Here is a 17,661-nt window from a genome sequence, read left to right as displayed (position 1 = left end):
TAAGGTCGTCGTTTGCACTCGTTGAGACGACGAAATCCGCACCATATTGCCGGTTCCCGCGCGCTCGCGAAGCCGCGCGGCGAGGCGAGGAGTTGCAAACATGAGTGAGTTCACGTAATTTGCCACTGCACCCGGCCTCCGGGATTGGGAACGGATCGCGTTGTCCGACCGTTCATCGCAACGCCTGTGTGCTCGGCGTGCCCGAAGTTCTTGTCGATCCGCGTAGTCGGCCGTCGAGGGGTCGGTCGTCAACGCGGTCGGGGGTCGCGCTGGGATTCGCTCAGCGCGCCGAGCACCAGGCGGAGTACCCGCACCGCGCCCGACTTGTCGAGTGGGTCGTTGCCGTTGCCGCATTTCGGCGATTGGACGCACGAGGGGCAACCGTGCGGGCACTCGCACGCCTCGATCGCGGCAGCCGTCGCGCCCCACCACGTTTCGAGGCGTCGGAAGCCACGGTCGGCGAATCCGGCGCCACCGGGGTAGCCGTCGTAGACGAAAATGGCCGGCAAACCGTCGACGGGGCCGATGGCCGTCGACACCCCGCCGATGTCGCCGCGGTCACAACTGGCCACCAGCGGCAGCAGGCCGATCGCGGCGTGTTCGGCTGCGTGCAACGATCCGGGAACCGCCAACGGGTCGATACCGTTGTCCTGCAGTGCTTCTGGCGTGATGGTGCACATGACGGCCATGGTGTCGAGAGTTTGCGTCGGCATGTCGAGTTCGACGAAGTCGATCACCTCGCCGTCCAGTGCCCGGCGCAGATAGCCGACGACGGTGTTGGTCACCGAAACCGGTACCAGGCCAACGGTGACCGCGCCGAACGTCATCCGCTCGCCGGGACCGGTGACCGCGATGTCGGTGAGTTCGCGGGCGAACGTGGTGTAGCCCGGGTCGGCCGCGTGGACGAATGCCACACCGTCTTCGAAGCTCAGCGAATCCACCAAATAGCTCTCGCCCTGGTGCAGATACACCGCGCCGGGGTGCACCGACGAGGCGGCCTGGCCGGCGCCCGTGCTGCCGAGCATGCGTCCCGTGTCGGCCTCGAGAATCGCGATCTGGCCGCCGATCGAGCCGCGGATGTCGACGGCGGGATGCGGATCGACGCCGGGGGCGGGGAAGTACCCGCTCGATCGTTTGCGCAGCAGCCCGTCGTCGACGAGGGACTGTGCCACCGATTCGGCGTTCCACAGCCGCACTTCGGCCTCGGTGAGAGGGAGTTCGGCGGCAGCGCAGAGTATTTGGGGGCCGAGGACGTGCGGGTTGGTGGGGTCGATCACGACGCGTTCGATCGGCTTGTCCAGCAGCGCGGCCGGATGGTGCACGAGATAGGTGTCGAGTGGGTCGTCGCGCGCGATCAGCACGATCAACGCGCCCTGGCCGCGTCGTCCGGACCGTCCGGCCTGCTGCCAGAACGAGGTGACGGTGCCGGGGAAGCCCGCCATGACGACGGCGTCGAGGCCGGCGATATCGATGCCCAGCTCGAGCGCGTTCGTGGTGGCCAGGCCGCGCAGGCGGCCGTCGGCCAGTTGGTGTTCGAGTTCGCGCCGGTCCTCGGCGAGGTATCCGGCACGATAGGAGGCCACCCGCTCGGCCAGATCGGGTGCGGTTTCGGTCAGCCGGGCGCGCGTGCTCAGCGCGGTGAGTTCCGCGCCGCGCCGCGACCGCACGAACGTCAGCGTGCGCGCGCCCTCGGTCATCAGGTCGGCCATCACCCGCGCGGCCTCCGCACCGGCCGAACGCCGCACCGGGGCGCCGTTCTCGCCGGTGAGATCGGCCAGCAGGGCCGGTTCCCACAGGGCGATCGTGCGGGCGCCCTGCGGTGAGCCATCCTCGGTCACCTCGACGACGGTCTGGCCGATCAGCTCGGCGGCGGTCTCGGCGGGCGAGGCCGTGGTGGCGCTCGCGAAAACCACCGTGGGCGTTGAAGGGTCGGTGTCGTTCGCCGCGTATCTTTCGCACAACCGCATCAACCGGCGCAACACCATGGCCACGTTGGAGCCGAATATGCCCCGGTAGTAATGGCATTCATCGACCACGATGAATTTCAGGTTGCGCAGGAACACCGCCCAGCGGGCGTGGTTACGCAGCATCGACAAATGAATCATGTCGGGGTTGGAGAAAATCCACCGCGAACGCTCGCGGGCAAAACGCCGTACTTCTTGCGCGCTGTCGCCGTCGTAGGGTGCGGGCGCGACATCCCGTAGCGCGGTGACGCTTTCGGTCAGCGCCTGCGCGGTGCGCAATTGGTCGTGGCCGAGCGCCTTGGTCGGCGACAGATACAGCACGCGGGCCCGTGGATCGGCGGCCAGGGCGGACAGGATCGGCAGTTGATAGGCCAGCGACTTGCCCGACGCGGTGCCCGTCGATATCACGACATGGCGGCCGTCGTGCGCGAGTTGGGCTGCCGCGAGCTGGTGCGACCAGGGCGCGGTGATGCCACGATCATGCAACGCGCGCACCACATCTGGGTCGGCCCACTCGGGCCACGACAGGGGTTTGCCCTGACGCGGAGGTAAATCCGCGACATGGCGTAGCGGATCTTCGTCGGCAGGCGTGCCCTCGACCGCGCAAGCGAGCAGCTCACGGCCGAAATCCAGCCCCCGATCCGACACGTCGTGACCTCCTGTCATCCACCCCGGCGGGGCCTGCTCGGGTTTGTAAACGAATTGTTCACCACACGCTGCAAGTCGAGACTGTCGCGGCAGCCCTGAACATGATTGACTAACGACGGTCGCAGCTTCTGTGTTTGTACTCGCACTCGCAGGATCGTCGTTGCGATCGCGGTTCCTGCGAGGGTTGTAGGTCGGGTCAAGTTCCGACGACTCCACGAAGGTATGGCGGTCGGAACGGGCCCGGTACGCCGGAAGTCGGTGGACCGCACCCGGTAAGAAGAGAAGGAAAGATCAAGAAATGCCACAGGGAACTGTGAAGTGGTTCAACGCGGAGAAGGGCTTCGGCTTCATCGCGCCCGAAGATGGGTCGGCGGACGTGTTTGTCCACTACACGGAAATCCAGGGCAGCGGCTTCCGCACCCTGGAGGAGAACCAGAAGGTTGAGTTCGAGGTCGGCCAGAGCCCCAAGGGGCCGCAGGCCACGGGTGTTCGGGCCATCTGAGCCAAACAAAAACTCAACGCAGACACCTCCGCGAGAGTCCCGCACCGGACACCGCGGGGGTGTTCTCGTTTTTGGGGCCTCGGCTGGCCTAGTGTCGATTCGTGAGCCAGCTGTCGTTCTTCTCGGCCGAGTCGGTGCCGCCCGCGGTGCCCGACCTGACCGGGATGCTGGCTGGCCCCGGCCAGATCGTTCTGGTGGGTAGCTCGGCCGAACAGGCGGCGCGGATTTCGGTGGTTGTCGACGAGCTCTGGCGTGCCCAGGGGTTGGCCGAGATGATCGCGGGGGCCGGCCTGGAGCCCGAGATCGCCCGCACCGACGAGAACACGCCGTTGGTGCGTACCGCGCTCGATCCCCAGCTGGTGCCGATCGCGCGGGACTGGACGCGCGGCGCGGTCAAGACCGTCCCACCGAACTGGCTGCCGGGCTCGCGCGAGCTGCGCGCCTGGACGCTGGCGGCCGGGACGCCCGAGGCCGACGACCGCTATCTGCTCGGGCTGGATCCGCATGCCCCCGACACGCACGCGGCCCTGGCGTCGGCCATGATGCGGGTGGGTATCGCACCGACGTTGATCGGCACCCGCGGCTCGCGGCCCGCGTTGCGGATCAGTGGTCGACGGCGCCTATCGCGCCTGGTCGAGAACGTGGGGGAACCGCCGGGGGACGCCGCGGCGTTAGCGCATTGGCCACGTATTTAATAGTGCGTGAGCGGAGAGCCAGTTTGCGTAGGATCTCGCGGAATGCGAAATTGGCAGTTGTCTCGCAAGGCGGGGCAGCTAAAGAAGTGGAGCGTAGGCACAGTTGGCTGGCGGCGACCAGGACCGCGGTGGCGGTAGGGGAACAAGTAACGTCCGGCGACTCGTAATTGTCGAGTCGCCGACCAAGGCGCGCAAAATAGCCAGCTACCTCGGCTCCAATTACATCGTCGAGTCCTCCCGCGGCCACATTCGTGACCTGCCGCGGGCCGCGGCGGACGTGCCCGCGAAGTACAAATCCGAACCGTGGGCCCGCCTCGGGGTCAACGTCGACGCGGATTTCGAACCGCTCTACATCGTCAGCCCGGACAAGAAGGGTACCGTCACCGAGCTCAAAGGCCTGCTCAAGGACGTCGACGAGCTCTATCTCGCGACGGACGGTGACCGCGAGGGTGAGGCCATCGCCTGGCACCTGCTGGAAACGCTCAAGCCGCGCATCCCGGTCAAGCGGATGGTGTTCCACGAGATCACCGAGCCCGCGATCCGAAATGCCGCCGAAAACCCGCGTGACCTCGACAACGACCTCGTCGACGCGCAGGAGACCCGCCGCATCCTCGACCGCCTGTACGGCTACGAGGTCAGCCCGGTCCTGTGGAAGAAGGTGGCCCCGAAGCTCTCGGCGGGCCGCGTGCAGTCGGTGGCCACGCGCATCATCGTGCAGCGGGAGCGCGAGCGCATGGCGTTCCGCACGGCCGGCTACTGGGATGTCACCGCCGAACTGGACGCCAGCGTCTCGGACGCCGACGCCTCTCCTCCCAGGTTCACCGCGAAGCTCAACACCGTCGACGGCCGCCGGGTCGCCACGGGCCGCGATTTCGACTCGCTGGGCCAGGTGAAGAAGCCCGACGAGGTGCTGGTGCTCGACGAGGCCAGCGCGGGCGCGCTCGCGACGGGTCTGCGCGGTGCTCAGTTGGCCGTCAGCTCCGTCGAGCAGAAGCCCTACACCCGTCGGCCCTATGCGCCGTTCATGACGTCGACGCTGCAGCAGGAGGCCGCCCGCAAGCTGCGGTTCTCCTCGGAGCGCACGATGAGCATCGCGCAGCGGCTGTACGAGAACGGCTACATCACCTACATGCGTACCGACTCGACCACCCTGTCGGAGTCGGCCATCAACGCCGCGCGCAACCAGGCCCGCCAGCTCTACGGCGACGAGTACGTGCACCCCACGCCGCGCCAGTACACCCGCAAGGTCAAGAACGCCCAGGAGGCGCACGAGGCCATCCGGCCCGCCGGCGACGTGTTCCAGACACCGGGCCAGCTGCACGCGCAGCTCGACACCGACGAGTTCCGGCTCTACGAGCTGATCTGGCAGCGCACCGTGGCCTCGCAGATGGCCGACGCCCGCGGCACGACGCTGTCGCTGCGCATCGCGGGTACTGCGGCCGGCGGCGAGCAGGTCGTCTTCAACGCGTCCGGCCGCACCATCACGTTCCCGGGCTTCCTCAAGGCCTACGTCGAGAGCATCGACGAGCTGGCCGGCGGCGAGTCGGACGACGCCGAGAGCCGCCTGCCCAACCTCACACAGGGCCAGCGCGTCGACGCCGCCGATCTCACCGCCGACGGGCACCAGACCAGCCCGCCCGCGCGCTACACCGAGGCCTCGCTCATCAAGGCCCTCGAAGAGCTGGGCATCGGCCGGCCGTCGACCTACAGCTCGATCATCAAGACCATCCAGGACCGCGGCTACGTGCAGAAGAAGGGCAGCGCCCTCGTGCCGTCCTGGGTGGCGTTCGCCGTCGTCGGCCTGCTGGAACAGCACTTCGGCCGCCTCGTCGACTACGACTTCACCGCCGCCATGGAGGACGAGCTCGACGAGATCGCCAACGGCCAGGAGCGACGGACCAACTGGCTCAACAACTTCTACTTCGGCGGCGACCACGGCGTCGAGGGTTCGATCGCGCGCGCCGGCGGTCTCAAGAAGCTGGTCGGCGGCAACCTCGAAGGCATCGACGCACGAGAAGTCAACTCGATCAAGCTGTTTGACGATTCCGAGGGTCGGGCGATCGTGGTGCGGGTGGGCCGCAACGGTCCGTACCTGGAGCGCATGATCATTGATCCTGAGGCTCCGGACGGCGCATTGAAACCGCAGCGTGCCAACCTCAAAGACGAGCTGACGCCGGACGAGCTGACGCTCGAGCTCGCCGAAAAGCTCTTCGCCACACCGCAAGAGGGCCGCTCGCTGGGCGTCGACCCCGAGACCGGACACGAAATCGTCGCCAAGGACGGCCGGTTCGGGCCGTACGTCACCGAGGTGCTGCCCGAGCCGCCGGAGGATCCGGAGGCGGGCACCCCGGCCAAGAAGGGCAAGAAACCGACGGGCCCCAAGCCGCGTACGGGTTCACTGTTCCGCTCGATGGACATCGAGACGGTGACGCTCGACGACGCGCTCAAGCTGCTGTCGTTGCCGCGGGTGGTCGGTGTCGACCCGTCCAACAACGAGGAGATCACCGCGCAGAACGGCCGCTATGGCCCATACCTCAAGCGCGGCACGGATTCTCGTTCGTTGGCGACCGAGGACCAGATCTTCTCCATCACGCTCGACGAGGCGTTGAAGATCTACGCCGAGCCCAAGCGTCGTGGTCGCCAAGCAGCTGCGGCACCGCCGCTGCGCGAGCTGGGTACCGACCCGGCGTCGGGCAAGCCCATGGTGATCAAGGACGGCCGCTTCGGTCCGTACGTGACCGACGGTGAGACCAACGCGAGCCTGCGCAAGGGCGACGACGTGCTGTCCATCACCGACGAGCGGGCGTCGGAGCTGCTGGCCGATCGCCGTGCCCGCGGGCCGGTGAAGAAAGCCGCGAAGAAGGCCGCCAAGAAGGCGCCTGCCAAGAAAGCGCCTGCGAAAAAGGCCGCCAAGAAGGCTTAGCCGGTCAGGTCGCTCTGGCTGATGTCGCCTGCGAGGTCGCGCGGCAGCACCAGGTTGACCGGCCGGGCGAGTTGCGTGGGCACGGTGCGGCCGCGCAGCTCGACGATCTCACCGACGTCCCAGCACAGCGCCTCGGCGTCGAGTGCGCCGCTCACGGCGATCGCCGAGGCCAGCACGTGGCCCTCCTCCAGCTTGGCGAGCTCGGTGAGGCGCGCGGCCTCGTTGACCGGGTCGCCGATCACCGTGTACTCGAATCGGGCCTTGGCGCCGATGTGACCGGCGATCGCGCGGCCTGCTGAGACGCCGATGCCGAACTCGGTATCGGTGCCAAGCACCTTGACCAGCTCGTCGTGCAGTTCACGCGAGGCGGCCAGCGCCCCGCCCGAGGCGTCGGGATGCTCGATGGGGGCACCGAAGATGGCCAGCGCCGCGTCACCCTGGAACTTGTTGACGAACCCGCCGTGCTTGTTGACGGTGTCGACGATGACGCGGAAGAACTCGTTGAGCAGATTCACCACATCGGCGGCCGGAATCGTCGACGCCAGATGCGTGGAGCCGACGAGGTCGACGAACAGCACCGCGACGTCGCGTTCCTGGCCGCCCAGCTCGGTGCCGCGTTCCAGGGCACGCCGGGCCACGTCCTCGCCGACGTAGCGGCCGAACAGGTCGCGCAGCCGCTGCCGTTCGGCCAGATCGCGCACCATGTCGTTGAACCCGGCCTGCAGCAGGCCGAGCTCGCTGGCGTCGTATATCTGCATGTGCGCGTTGTAGTTGCCGCGCTGCACCTCGCCCAGTGCCCAGCGCAGCTGGCGCAGCGGATCGGCGATCGACATGGCCACCAGCACCGTGCCGGACAGCCCGATCACCAGCGCGGCGATGGCCAGCAGCAGGATCGGTGTGGTGAGCCGGTCGGCCGGGGCGGTCAGGATCGAGAACTTGCTCGCGACCAGGGCCAGCACGATCGCGAGAATCGGCACGCCCGTCGAGAGCACCCACGTCAGCACCTGGCGCAGGATCACGCCCGGCGCGCGGAAATTCTCCGGGACCCCGCCACGCAGTGCGGCCACCGCGACCGGTCGCAGGACGCGTTCGGACTGCAGATAACCGATGATCGCGGTCGCGGTCGCACCCAATGCGGTGGCGACGGCCACGACGGGCGCGGACTGGCTGGCCACCGGCCAACTGGCCACGATGAACACGATCGACCCAAGGCACCAGTTCGTGACACTGATGAGCGTGCGATAGAACGGCATCTTGAGCGCGCGGGCGCGGGCCAGGGCCGTGATGCCGGGGTCGCCCTTGGCGAGCAGGGTGTCGCGACGTTGCCACCGGATGACCGGGATGAGCAGCCGCAAGCTCAGGTACGCGCCGATGATGAACGACACGAACAAGTAGCCCAGGAAGATCGCCAGGTTGTAGGCGGGAAGGTCCTGCAGCTGGATGCGATCCTCCGGCGGCAGGCCGAAGCGCAGGAAGCCCAGCACGAACAGGGCGCCGATGATGTCGGCCTGCAGCATGCCCAGGGTGAACACCGGCCACGGGGTACGCGCCACCCATCGCGCGAATGAACCGATTCGCGCGATGGGTATGGGCTGCGTGGTCACCCGTTTACCGTATCGGGCCGGGCGGACGTTCAGCGCCGCTGTCAGGAGGTTGTGTCGGCTTGACCACTACTGTTGGCGGTGATGAGCGGTGTCTTTTCGCGTCTGGTGGGCCAGCACGCGGTCGAACAGGAGCTGGTGGCCGCGGCTGCGGCCGCTCGTGGTGACTCTGCCCACAACGGTACGGCGACCGGGACGATGACACATGCGTGGCTGATCACCGGTCCGCCCGGCTCAGGCCGCTCGGTGGCGGCGCTGTGCTTCGCGGCGGCGCTGCAGTGCACGTCAGACGGGGTGCCGGGATGCGGGCAGTGCCGTGCGTGCACGACGACGATGGCAGGCACGCACGCCGATGTGCGGCGCATCGTGCCCGAGGGGCTGTCCATCGCGGTCAAGGAGATGCGCGAGATCGTCCAGATCGCGTCGCGGCGGCCCGGGACCGGGCGCTGGCAGATCGTGGTGATCGAGGACGCCGACCGGCTCACCGAGGGCGCGGCGAACGCACTGCTCAAGGTTGTCGAGGAGCCGCCGCCGTCGACCGTCTTCCTGCTGTGCGCGCCGTCGGTGGATCCCGAGGACATCGCGATCACACTGCGGTCGCGGTGCCGGCATGTGGCGCTGACGACGCCATCGGTCGACGCCATCGCCGACGTGCTGATCTCCGGGGACGGCCTTCCCGAGGAGGACGCGCGCTGGGCGGCGTCGGTCAGCGGGGGTCATGTCGGCCGGGCACGACGCCTCGCGACCGATCCTGAGGCCCGTGAGCGCCGCAAACGGGCCCTCGGGCTCGCCCGGGATGCCGCGACGCCGTCACGGGCGTATGCGGCCGCTGAAGAGATGGTCGCGGTCGCCGAGGCGGAGGCCCTCGCATTGACCGCGGGGCGCAACGAGACCGAGACCGAGGAGCTCAAGACCGCGCTCGGCGCCGGTGGCACGGGTAAGGGCACTGCCGCGACGCTGCGCGGGGCGGCCGGCGCGCTCAAGGAGTTGGAGAAGCGCCAGAAATCCCGGCAGACCCGCGCGTCACGCGATGCGCTGGACCGGGCGCTGATCGATCTGGCGACCTACTTCCGGGATGCGTTGTTGGTGTCCTCGGGCGCCTCGGCGGTCACGGCCAACCATCCCGACATGGCCGAAAAGGTCGCGGCCCTGGCCGCCCACGCGTCACCCGACAAGCTGCTGTGCTGCATCGAAGCGGTGCTGGAATGCCGCGAAGCCCTTGCCGTCAACGTCAAGCCGAAGTTCGCGGTCGACGCGATGGTGGCCACGGTGGGGCAGGCGCTGCGGAACTGACTTTGGCGGTGCCGGGCCTCTGCCGTAGACTCGTCCCGCCCGGTTCGCCGAGCACGCCACCTTAGCTCAGTCGGCAGAGCGATTCACTCGTAATGAATAGGTCGGGGGTTCGATTCCCCCAGGTGGCTCCATAATTTCTCGCTTGTGACGTCCGCGGCGCGATTGTCGCGCCAGAGTGGCTTCCCGCATCCACAGCCACTCTGCCGTGACAGTGGGGGCGTCAATCGCCGTAAACCTGCGTCAAGAAGTCCTCGACGAGCGGAACCACCTCATCGAGATGGGTCTCCAGCAGCCAATGGCCACCTCCGAGTAGGTGGATCGGCGCGTCGGGCAGGTCACGCTCGTAAGCCCTGGCCGATTTCTCCGGCATGTAGCCGTCATGTGGGCCCCACACGATCAACGCCGGCGGCTGGTGCTCGCGGAGAAAGGCCTGCTCGGCAGGGAACCACTGCAGCGTGTTGGGCTGGTCTTCGAGGAGTCGAATCAAGTTCGCGATGCGCTCCGGCGTCGACATCAGCGACCAGTGCAGGGTCCACAGGTCGGGGCTGATGCGGTCGGCCACGTCCTCGGGTAGTTCACCGCGGAACTCGGTCTCGAAGCCGTGCAGCGTGACGTGCTGGGCGATCCTGCGCCGGGCGTCCGGCCCAGGGTTGTTCCACGACTCTTTGAGGAAGTCGTATTTCGGGCCGAAGGCGTCCTCGTAGATGTCGCCGTTCTGGATGATCAGGCCGGCGACGCGCTCCGGTTTGGCGATGGCGAGCTGGAAGCCGAACTGAGAACCGTAGTCGTGCAACCAGATCACATAGCGGTCCAGGCCCATGGCATCGACGAATCTCTGCAGGAATTCGCTGTAGGCGGCGAACGTGTAGCCGAAGTTGTCCGCGGAAGGCGTTGCGCTGTAACCGAATCCGGGAAGATCCGGGGCGATCGTTCGCCATCTGTCGAGCCTCGCCATCAGATTGCGGTACACGTACGACGAGGCAGGATAACCGTGGGGGAGGAGCAGGACCGGGGCGTCGACGGGTCCGGCTGCGCGGTAGAAGGTGTCGACGCCGTCGACGGTGATCCGGTGGTGGGTTACAGGGCTCACGGTTCTTCTAGTACCCGTTTGGCCACCTTCATCGCCGCCATCGCGTTTGGGAACCCGGCATAGCCGCTGGCGTGATAGACGACCTCGGCGATCTCATCCTCGGTGAGGCCGTTGTTGCGGGCGATCATGACGTGCGCCTCGAACTCATCGGTGGCCCGCAAGGCGATCAGGATGCCCATCGTGACGAGGCTGCGATCACGACGGCTCAGGCCATCACGACTCCACAACCGGCCGAAGATGTTGTCGATCCCGATACCCAACAACTCATCACCGAATGAGCCATCCCCCTCGACGTTTTCCGGCACCGCCTCTGGCAGCAGCTCACGAAAGACCTGAAGACCTACCTCACGGACATCTGTCATGCCTGCCAGCTTGGCATGGCTACTGGGTTGGGGCCGCGGGCCAGCCTGGGCTTGGTGGTGACGTGGGGAACTCGTTCGCAGGCGACGGAACGTGCGTATGAATGCGCTTGCTTGCGGGAGTTCCGCCAGCTTTGTCGATACACGTCGCGCGGTCACGCTCGTAATCCGCCCACCGCGAGGTCGAGAGGTAACCGCCCTCCTGACTAGTGACCGTCCAGCCGGCGAAGACGTTGTTGAGCGGGGCTTTTGACGGCCCTTTCTGGGGTGGCAGCCCGGGCTGCGTCTCCTGCGGGGCTTTCAAGCCGATCCGCATAGGGTAAATCCCGGGGCCGGGAGCAAGCGCATCTCCGACGATTGCACTGTACATACCGTCGGGGCCCCCTAATTGCAGAACCATACGTGAAGGCACATCCGGTTAGCGTTACCGCGAGATCGGATCGGGTGATATTCAGAATATGATGCCGCACAGTGCCGACATAGATGTCGGGCTCGGAGTCGCCAACCCTCGGACGTAATTCCCGCGTGCCCGACGCCCCGCCTGGTTGGTCGGGTGCTACCGCCTCATCGAAGCCTGGGTACAGGTAATCGGCATTCTCGGTGATCACCGCGAGGAAATATGACTCAACATACGCACGTGTGGCAATCGCTGCGCCATCGGTCGGGAGATCTACGCCCGGCTCAGCAGTCCAAGTGAACGAGAAATCAGGCAGTTCGCCGGGCCAACCCGCAGGTGGAGTTGGAGGTTGCTTGGGCTCATCACACAAGCGGCTGTCGCCAGCGCTGTGCATAGGAGTGTGATCAACGCCCTCACCGAATGCCTGATCATTGTCATCCAAACACTCCTCGTCATTATTGAGGAGCAGATTGAACTTACGCAGTTGGGTCCACGCATCGGCCCCAATTTCCGGAACCCGCCGGGTGTCTTCGCACCGTTGTAGATACATCTCGCGGCCGTCCGACCACACTTGCCATCATGCATGCCGGCGCCAAGCCCATATGACGAGAGATCGACAACGGTCAACCCGTTAACGTCTTTTAACTTCAATTCGGTGATCAACCGCTAGTGGCAGTGTAGCTTAACTGTCAACTTCAGGCGGTCAAGCTCCCATTCTGCTAAGCGCATCATGGCTTAGCGATCGCAGCGAATTCCTGATCGAACTTCCGAATCGCGTCTTCGATCTGGGGGTATGTCGAGAGATAACCGATGAGCTGAGCACTGTACAAATTCAGTGGCCCGCCGTGCAAATTGCCAGGGGGAATTAATGAACCATCAACAGCGAAAAATTCGGGGCTAATGCGAGGGTTGCTTCCTCGTATCATTCGAGATGCAACCTCGTAACGTAACTGCGTAGTCGCACCAGGTGCAATGTCGTCATGGTCATTATGCGCAAGCTGGTTTCCTCTAGATAGCAGGCCCAAAAGGCGAGCGGCCCAAAGAAGTTGTTCCGGTTGTACGTTTGCGGCAATTTCTGTTGAATTAGCGGCGGCCACCTTCGCAAATTCTTGTTCATAGGAGATCGCTCGGCGTTTCGCTTCTTCGACGAAGATGTTGTTTCCGGCCGCGGTTCTTTGGAATACAGAGAAAAGTGACGATGTTCTTGGAAGATTGCCACTGAGATCATCAAGAGGCGTGAAGCCAGAGGTGCCGGAGGGATCGCCGATCATCGCGCCTTGGTAGGGAACCAGCGCATCAGCATAGGAGGCAAGTAAGGTTGGATTTCGTTCTCCGGCGCTCTTTACGGCGGTGTCGCCATCGGCGAGAAACTGTGCGATGACATAGGCGGTTCGGCCGGCGCGCTCAGCAGACTTTGGATCGGTCGAGCGCGCGTCTCTTGCCACCCATGCGACTAGATCGCCCGCCTGCCTGCCCTCGTCTGACCACTCGAACGCAGTGATGTCCTCGAGAAATCTGGTGCCTTCCGGCCCTGCGATGAGGTCAGCTATTGCGGCGGGCCCCATGTCGGAGGGTAAATCTGGCGCTTTAGTCGAACAAGCACAGCAGATCGCGGCGACCATCGCCGCCGTCAACATTGTCACGAACTTCAGTCTCATGAGATTGAGCACCTAATTTTTAGGGTCGAGGCCATTTATGCGCATGAAGTCGTCTCTGAACGTTCCAATGAAGGAGTCGACGGTGCCGAACTTCGACGTGTAGCTAAGAAGCTGCGCGTTATACAAAGTGCGCTGGGAGGAATCGATTTCGGTCGGCCCCTTTAGTTTGCCGTCGTCATTTAGAAATTGAGGCGCGAAATGCGGATCCCACGCAGGGGCTAACCTCGAAGCGAATTCATACTGGGCATTTGCTACCACGCGTTGCACCTGCGTTTCGGTCGCGCTGATTCCGGTGTTGGTATACAGACCTGCTTCGTCAACCTTAATATCGTCGATGGTTGGCTCAGGGCCAAGCAGAAAGTCATCTGCGAGCGGGGACACTCGTCCGCCATGTGGGACATTACCTAGGACCGTTTCCAGGACGTTCTTGCGAAATTCGTAGGAGTCTTTTGCGGCTTGAAAAGCTGCTTCGCGTGTATTGTCGATGTGGGCAGTCGTTTCCAGCTGCGCACCCCCGTTGATTGCGCCTAACAATCTCGCGGACGACTGAAGGTCATCAAGCCTCTCGTCTGTGGTTATGAGATTTGGGTCGCGGCTGGCTAACTCGGCAAATGAATCCTGGAAATCAAGCGCATGCCTGTACGCTGATTTGTTGAAGGCTTCTGCCGCAGTTGGATCGGAATCGATAACAGCAAATAGACGTTTTGTATTGTCCATGTTGCCTTCGAGATTATCGATTGGCTGGAAGCCCTTATTTGGATCGTAATTCTCGCCGACCATTTCCTCCTGGTACGGCTGCAGTCCCGCACCGTAGGCTTGTACGAGTTGCGGATTTACGTCGCCGAGCGATTTCTCTCCTGGCAGGTCGAGTAGTTCGTTGCCATGCTCACCAATGTATCGGCCATAGATGTTAGCGGTGTCAGCCGCCAACTCGGCCTCTGGGCCAGACGCATTCTTAGTCCACTCGAAAAGTGACCCCGCTGATTCCCCCTTATCTCCCCATGCATGATGGTTAATGTCATGAAGGAAATCTTGGCCTTCCTCACTCGCGAGATGGTCATAAACAATTTCGTGGTCCCTGCCGACGGCGGAGAAAATATCCGATACCGCCGGATCGAAGAATGGATCGTAACCCATTTTCTCGTCTCCGAGACTTCGCTTATCGGCTTCCCAAACGCCGGTATCCATGATTGCATCGGCCTTCCCTATCAGAGCGCGATCTAGTTCCGTGCCTTTCTGAAGGCGCTCGTCACCATTGCTAACCATATTGGCGATAGTTTGCGCCTCGCCGGTGAACTTTGCTCCAGAGGATTCGAGCACGTTCTTTACGCTATCGGGAAGCTTATCAAGTCCGCCGTTTGAGACGTTATTGGGATCATCGAGCTTTTCGGGGGTGGTTTCGGTGGTCGGGAATTCAACATCTTTATTGCTCATCAATTGCCATGAATCGACAAGGATGTCGCCGTGATCGCCAAGGAGTCCTTCGACTTCTTTGAGGCGCTCTAACGTCATACCTTTCTGCTGAGCTTGCATCTGACTCAAATACGCACCCTGCTTCTCGTCCAGCTTTTGGCCGGGTGTTATTTGGTCGAGCACTTGTTCGACGCGGCCTGCGGCCTCTTTGTCTCCTCCGAGCGCATCCTGCACGTCTTGCTCTGCCTGCTCGTGGACGTCCTTTTCCTCGTCCTCGCCTTCCTTGGAACCAAGGGCATCTGCTTCCTTGTCGCCCTCTTTGTCACTATCCGGCCCAAACCGCATCGTCTTCTGGACGGTCTCGTACTCACTCTTGAGTTTGTCGACGTTGCCTTTGATGGTCGTCATGTCGGTGGTGGCGGACGTGACGATGTTGTCGACCTTGGTGATGCCCTCTCTCGCGATGGGGATCAGTTTGTTTTCGCGATCGGTGGCCGACAGGCCGGTGGGCAGTGAGTTGACCATGCTCTCGACCCAGCCCTTGGACGTATCGAGATTGGTCCGTCCGACAGTCACTACATCGGCGGCCTTCTTGACCTCGCCGGCCATCTTCTTGTCGAGCTCGGCGAGCTTCTCGTAGACCGACGCGTGCTCTTTGTTGGCCGCGGCGTAGGCCTGAGATCCGGAGCCTTGCCAGCGGTCATCGGGTGCGGCGGCGTCGACGCTTGCTTTCATCTCCATGAGCCGTGAGCTGCCGTCGAACTGGGATCCGTCGTCGGGAGTTCCTTGCCCGAAGGTCTCGCGGGCCTTGTTCCACGTCGAATAGAACCCATCAAGCGCACTCACGGAAACCCCCTCGCCAGGACAGCTAACCTCAGTATCGCCGACGTCAAGCTACGGCAGAGACACTAATCGGCGGCTATGCCTGCAGTTGCATCGGGAAGTCGACGTCGTCGCGGGCAATGGTTCCAGGGAAGCAAGGTGTGCTGGCCTGGAGTGTGGGTGGGTAACCTTCGCGTGCGGCGACGATGATCTGGAGGCGGTATCCGTCGGGCCCGTAGCCGAATTGGTTGGGTTTGTGAAAGCCGTCGCGTTCCTCGACGCGCCAGCCCCAGCTGCGCCAGGTCTCGCCGACTTTCCCGATGATCGCGCCCGGGTCAGTGCCCAACGGCAGCTTGAGCTCACCGATGGTCTGAAAGTGTTTGGGCGCGGTGGGTTTGGTGTCGTTGTCGTCGCAGAAGCTGTTGGAGCCGGCAACGCCGTAGCGGGTCGCATCCAGGACCGTTCCGGCCGGCAATGCACTCAGGGTTTTCTTGAGCAATCCGACGACAGTGTCCTGGGCTTGTTGTTGTGATTCGGGCACAACGTCTTTCGGTTGCATCGCTTCACCTCCGGAGCATGCGGCGAGAAACAGGCAGAGCCCGATCAGAAGAAACCTCACGGTTCGACCACCCGGCCGTCCGGCGTGACGATCTGCTCGGGCGGCATCCCGGCGATGATCGCCCCCATGTTGGCCAGGCCAGGGTTGCCGATATCCCAGTAGCTACTGTGCGCGGGCACCGAGGGGAACGGGCCCCACATCGGACCGGGATCGGTCCACAGCCGGGTCGCGCCGAACTCGGTGTCGTACGGATCGGCGCCGAGGGTCAGATCGGTCGCGAAACCGATGATGTCGTTGCGTGCGGTCATGGAGTAGACGTTGGCCCCCTGTTCGAGGTTGAGCCCGCCGGCGTTCTCGGTGAGCATGCCAGGGCTGCCGACGGCGATCACGTTGTCGGCGGCCAGATGATTTCCGTTGGTCGCGGCCCCGCCCACCAGCGTGGACCCGTAGCTGTGGCCGATCACGGTGTCGATCGCGGGCGGTCCGTTGTGCGATGCGTGCAGTCCGTCGAGGAAGGTGTCGAGTGCCGATCCGCCGTTGCGGGCCATCTCCGGGTTCGCCGCTTCGACGAGATCCATCGGGCGGTCGTAGCCCATCCAGGTGGTCACCGCGACATCACCCGGCGCGAGGGCAGGATCGGCCTGCAGGGCGGCTTGATACATCCGAAGTGACTTTTCATCGCTGCCGTTGAAGGCTGCCATATCCTGCCCGGTGCCGGGGACGAATATGGCCGACCGAGAAGCGTTGTCGGGGTTGTTGATCGACACCGACGCATGCCCCTGATCGTCGATGTAGCCGAGATAGCGTTGCGGCCCGCCTTTGTCGAGGGTCGCCTGAACGGCGTTGTAGCCGTCGAGTTCGTGCCGTGACTCGCGCAGCGCCGCGGCTGCGTTCGCCAACTCCTCGCCGGTCCGAGAACTCTTGTCGCCCATGTACACCTTGCGCATGAGTTCGTCGACGCGGGCCTGCGTCCGGTCCACCTCGGCCTGCTTGAGCGTGCGCAGTTCGCTCAGGTACTTGCGGTTGTAGTAGTCGCGGCCACGGTTCTTGTCGTTGTCCCCGAACGGCATTCCCGGGTGGTTGCCGATCCGGTGGTCGCGTTCGTAGAGCTTGTCCCGCTCGGCCGGGGTCAGCTTCTCCCAGAACTCACGGAACTTCTTCGGGTCCTCGGGCACCGGCATGGTCAGGTCGGGCCGGTCGGTCTTGATGTCGCCGATACCCGCGAACCGCTGCGTGCGCAGCGCGTCGTACTCGCCTTTGAGCCCTTCGACGCGCCCGCGGATCTCCGTCATCGACGCCGTGGACTTCTCGACGATGCCGTTCACCTCACCGATGCCCTTGTTGACGATCGGGACCAGCATCCGCTGACCGGCCTCGGTATTGGGCACCGACGACGCCATACTGACCACCCAGCCGCGGGTCCGGTCAAGCTGCTCGCGCCCGGCCGTGACGACATCGGCGGCACTCTTGACCTCGGCGGCCATCCGTCGGTCCAAATCGGCGAGCTTGCCGTAAACCGCGGCGTGCTCCTTGTTGGCCGCCGCATACGACTCCGATGCGGTCCCTTGCCAGCGGCCGTCGGGCGCGGCCGCCTCGACGCTGGCCTTCATCTGCTGCAGCCGCGAACTGCCGTCGAAACGCGACCCGTCGTCGGGAGCGCCCTGACCGAACGTTTCACGCGCCTGGGACCACGTCGTATGAAACGCGTCCAACAGGCTCACCAACCAAGTATCACCG

12 protein-coding genes and 1 tRNA gene are annotated in these 17,661 nt (G+C 64.3%); 5 read left to right on the top strand and 8 right to left on the bottom strand.

Going from position 1 to position 17,661, the window contains the following annotated elements; all coding sequences use genetic code 11:
- Window positions 1–248 precede the first annotated feature (248 nt).
- Window positions 249–2,597: a DNA 3'-5' helicase SftH gene (locus ACRCUN_RS24390; RefSeq protein ID WP_462144221.1), complete on the bottom strand. Its 2,349-nt coding sequence runs from the start codon at window positions 2,595–2,597 to the stop codon at window positions 249–251.
- 313 nt (window positions 2,598–2,910) lie between these two features.
- On the opposite strand from ACRCUN_RS24390, the gene ACRCUN_RS24385 reads away from it, so the two are divergent.
- The 3 genes from ACRCUN_RS24385 to topA all read left to right on the top strand — a co-directional run bounded on the left by ACRCUN_RS24385 (window position 2,911) and on the right by topA (window position 6,732).
- Complete coding sequence (locus ACRCUN_RS24385; RefSeq protein ID WP_003882601.1) at window positions 2,911–3,114, top strand: cold-shock protein; 204 nt, start codon at window positions 2,911–2,913, stop codon at window positions 3,112–3,114.
- 101 nt (window positions 3,115–3,215) lie between these two features.
- A complete protein-coding gene (locus ACRCUN_RS24380) occupies window positions 3,216–3,809 on the top strand; it encodes a hypothetical protein (protein ID WP_462144183.1) in 594 nt (197 codons plus the stop codon).
- Window positions 3,810–3,912: 103 nt separating this feature from the next.
- A complete protein-coding gene (topA, locus tag ACRCUN_RS24375; protein ID WP_462144182.1) occupies window positions 3,913–6,732 on the top strand; it encodes a type I DNA topoisomerase in 2,820 nt (939 codons plus the stop codon).
- On the opposite strand, the gene ACRCUN_RS24370 is transcribed toward topA, so the two are convergent.
- A complete protein-coding gene (locus ACRCUN_RS24370) occupies window positions 6,729–8,381 on the bottom strand; it encodes an adenylate/guanylate cyclase domain-containing protein (protein WP_462144220.1) in 1,653 nt (550 codons plus the stop codon). The genes topA and ACRCUN_RS24370 overlap by 4 nt on opposite strands.
- A gap of 36 nt (window positions 8,382–8,417) precedes the next feature.
- On the opposite strand from ACRCUN_RS24370, the gene ACRCUN_RS24365 reads away from it, so the two are divergent.
- Both ACRCUN_RS24365 and ACRCUN_RS24360 read left to right on the top strand, forming a co-directional pair.
- On the top strand, window positions 8,418–9,626 hold the full coding sequence (locus ACRCUN_RS24365) for a DNA polymerase III subunit delta' (protein WP_462144181.1): 1,209 nt from the start codon (window positions 8,418–8,420) through the stop codon (window positions 9,624–9,626).
- 55 nt (window positions 9,627–9,681) lie between these two features.
- Window positions 9,682–9,757 (top strand) — tRNA-Thr (locus ACRCUN_RS24360).
- Between the two features lie 89 nt (window positions 9,758–9,846).
- Here the strand turns inward: ACRCUN_RS24360 and ACRCUN_RS24355 are convergent.
- The 6 genes from ACRCUN_RS24355 to ACRCUN_RS24330 form a co-directional block, all read right to left on the bottom strand.
- On the bottom strand, window positions 9,847–10,716 hold the full coding sequence (locus ACRCUN_RS24355) for an alpha/beta fold hydrolase (protein ID WP_462144180.1): 870 nt from the start codon (window positions 10,714–10,716) through the stop codon (window positions 9,847–9,849).
- Window positions 10,713–11,078 (bottom strand): carboxymuconolactone decarboxylase family protein, encoded by a 366-nt coding sequence (locus ACRCUN_RS24350; protein ID WP_462144179.1) that lies wholly within the window; start codon window positions 11,076–11,078, stop codon window positions 10,713–10,715. Before ACRCUN_RS24350 ends, ACRCUN_RS24355 begins: the two co-directional genes overlap by 4 nt.
- Before the next feature lie 1,122 nt (window positions 11,079–12,200).
- Window positions 12,201–13,130 carry a hypothetical protein gene (locus ACRCUN_RS24345; protein ID WP_462144178.1) on the bottom strand — a complete coding sequence of 310 codons (930 nt, stop codon included), beginning with the start codon at window positions 13,128–13,130 and terminating at the stop codon, window positions 12,201–12,203.
- Between the two features lie 12 nt (window positions 13,131–13,142).
- Window positions 13,143–15,389 carry a TPR repeat domain-containing protein gene (locus tag ACRCUN_RS24340; protein ID WP_462144177.1) on the bottom strand — a complete coding sequence of 749 codons (2,247 nt, stop codon included), beginning with the start codon at window positions 15,387–15,389 and terminating at the stop codon, window positions 13,143–13,145.
- Window positions 15,390–15,462: 73 nt separating this feature from the next.
- Window positions 15,463–15,924: a hypothetical protein gene (locus ACRCUN_RS24335; protein ID WP_462144176.1), complete on the bottom strand. Its 462-nt coding sequence runs from the start codon at window positions 15,922–15,924 to the stop codon at window positions 15,463–15,465.
- Between the two features lie 56 nt (window positions 15,925–15,980).
- Window positions 15,981–17,645 (bottom strand): alpha/beta hydrolase, encoded by a 1,665-nt coding sequence (locus ACRCUN_RS24330; RefSeq protein ID WP_462144175.1) that lies wholly within the window; start codon window positions 17,643–17,645, stop codon window positions 15,981–15,983.
- Window positions 17,646–17,661: the final 16 nt, after the last annotated feature.

Source organism: Mycobacterium venezuelense (genome assembly GCF_054919535.1).
This window is presented reverse-complemented; position numbering and strand designations above follow the sequence as displayed.

Bases quoted from the DNA above. Each gene is read 5' to 3' on its own strand.
- ACRCUN_RS24335 (WP_462144176.1), bottom strand. From the start codon at position 15,924: ATGCAACCGAAAGACGTTGTGCCCGAATCACAACAACAAGCCCAGGAC.
- ACRCUN_RS24385 (WP_003882601.1), top strand. From the start codon at position 2,911: ATGCCACAGGGAACTGTGAAGTGGTTCAACGCGGAGAAGGGCTTCGGC.
- ACRCUN_RS24345 (WP_462144178.1), bottom strand. From the start codon at position 13,130: ATGAGACTGAAGTTCGTGACAATGTTGACGGCGGCGATGGTCGCCGCG.
- ACRCUN_RS24350 (WP_462144179.1), bottom strand. From the start codon at position 11,078: ATGACAGATGTCCGTGAGGTAGGTCTTCAGGTCTTTCGTGAGCTGCTG.
- ACRCUN_RS24365 (WP_462144181.1), top strand. From the start codon at position 8,418: ATGAGCGGTGTCTTTTCGCGTCTGGTGGGCCAGCACGCGGTCGAACAG.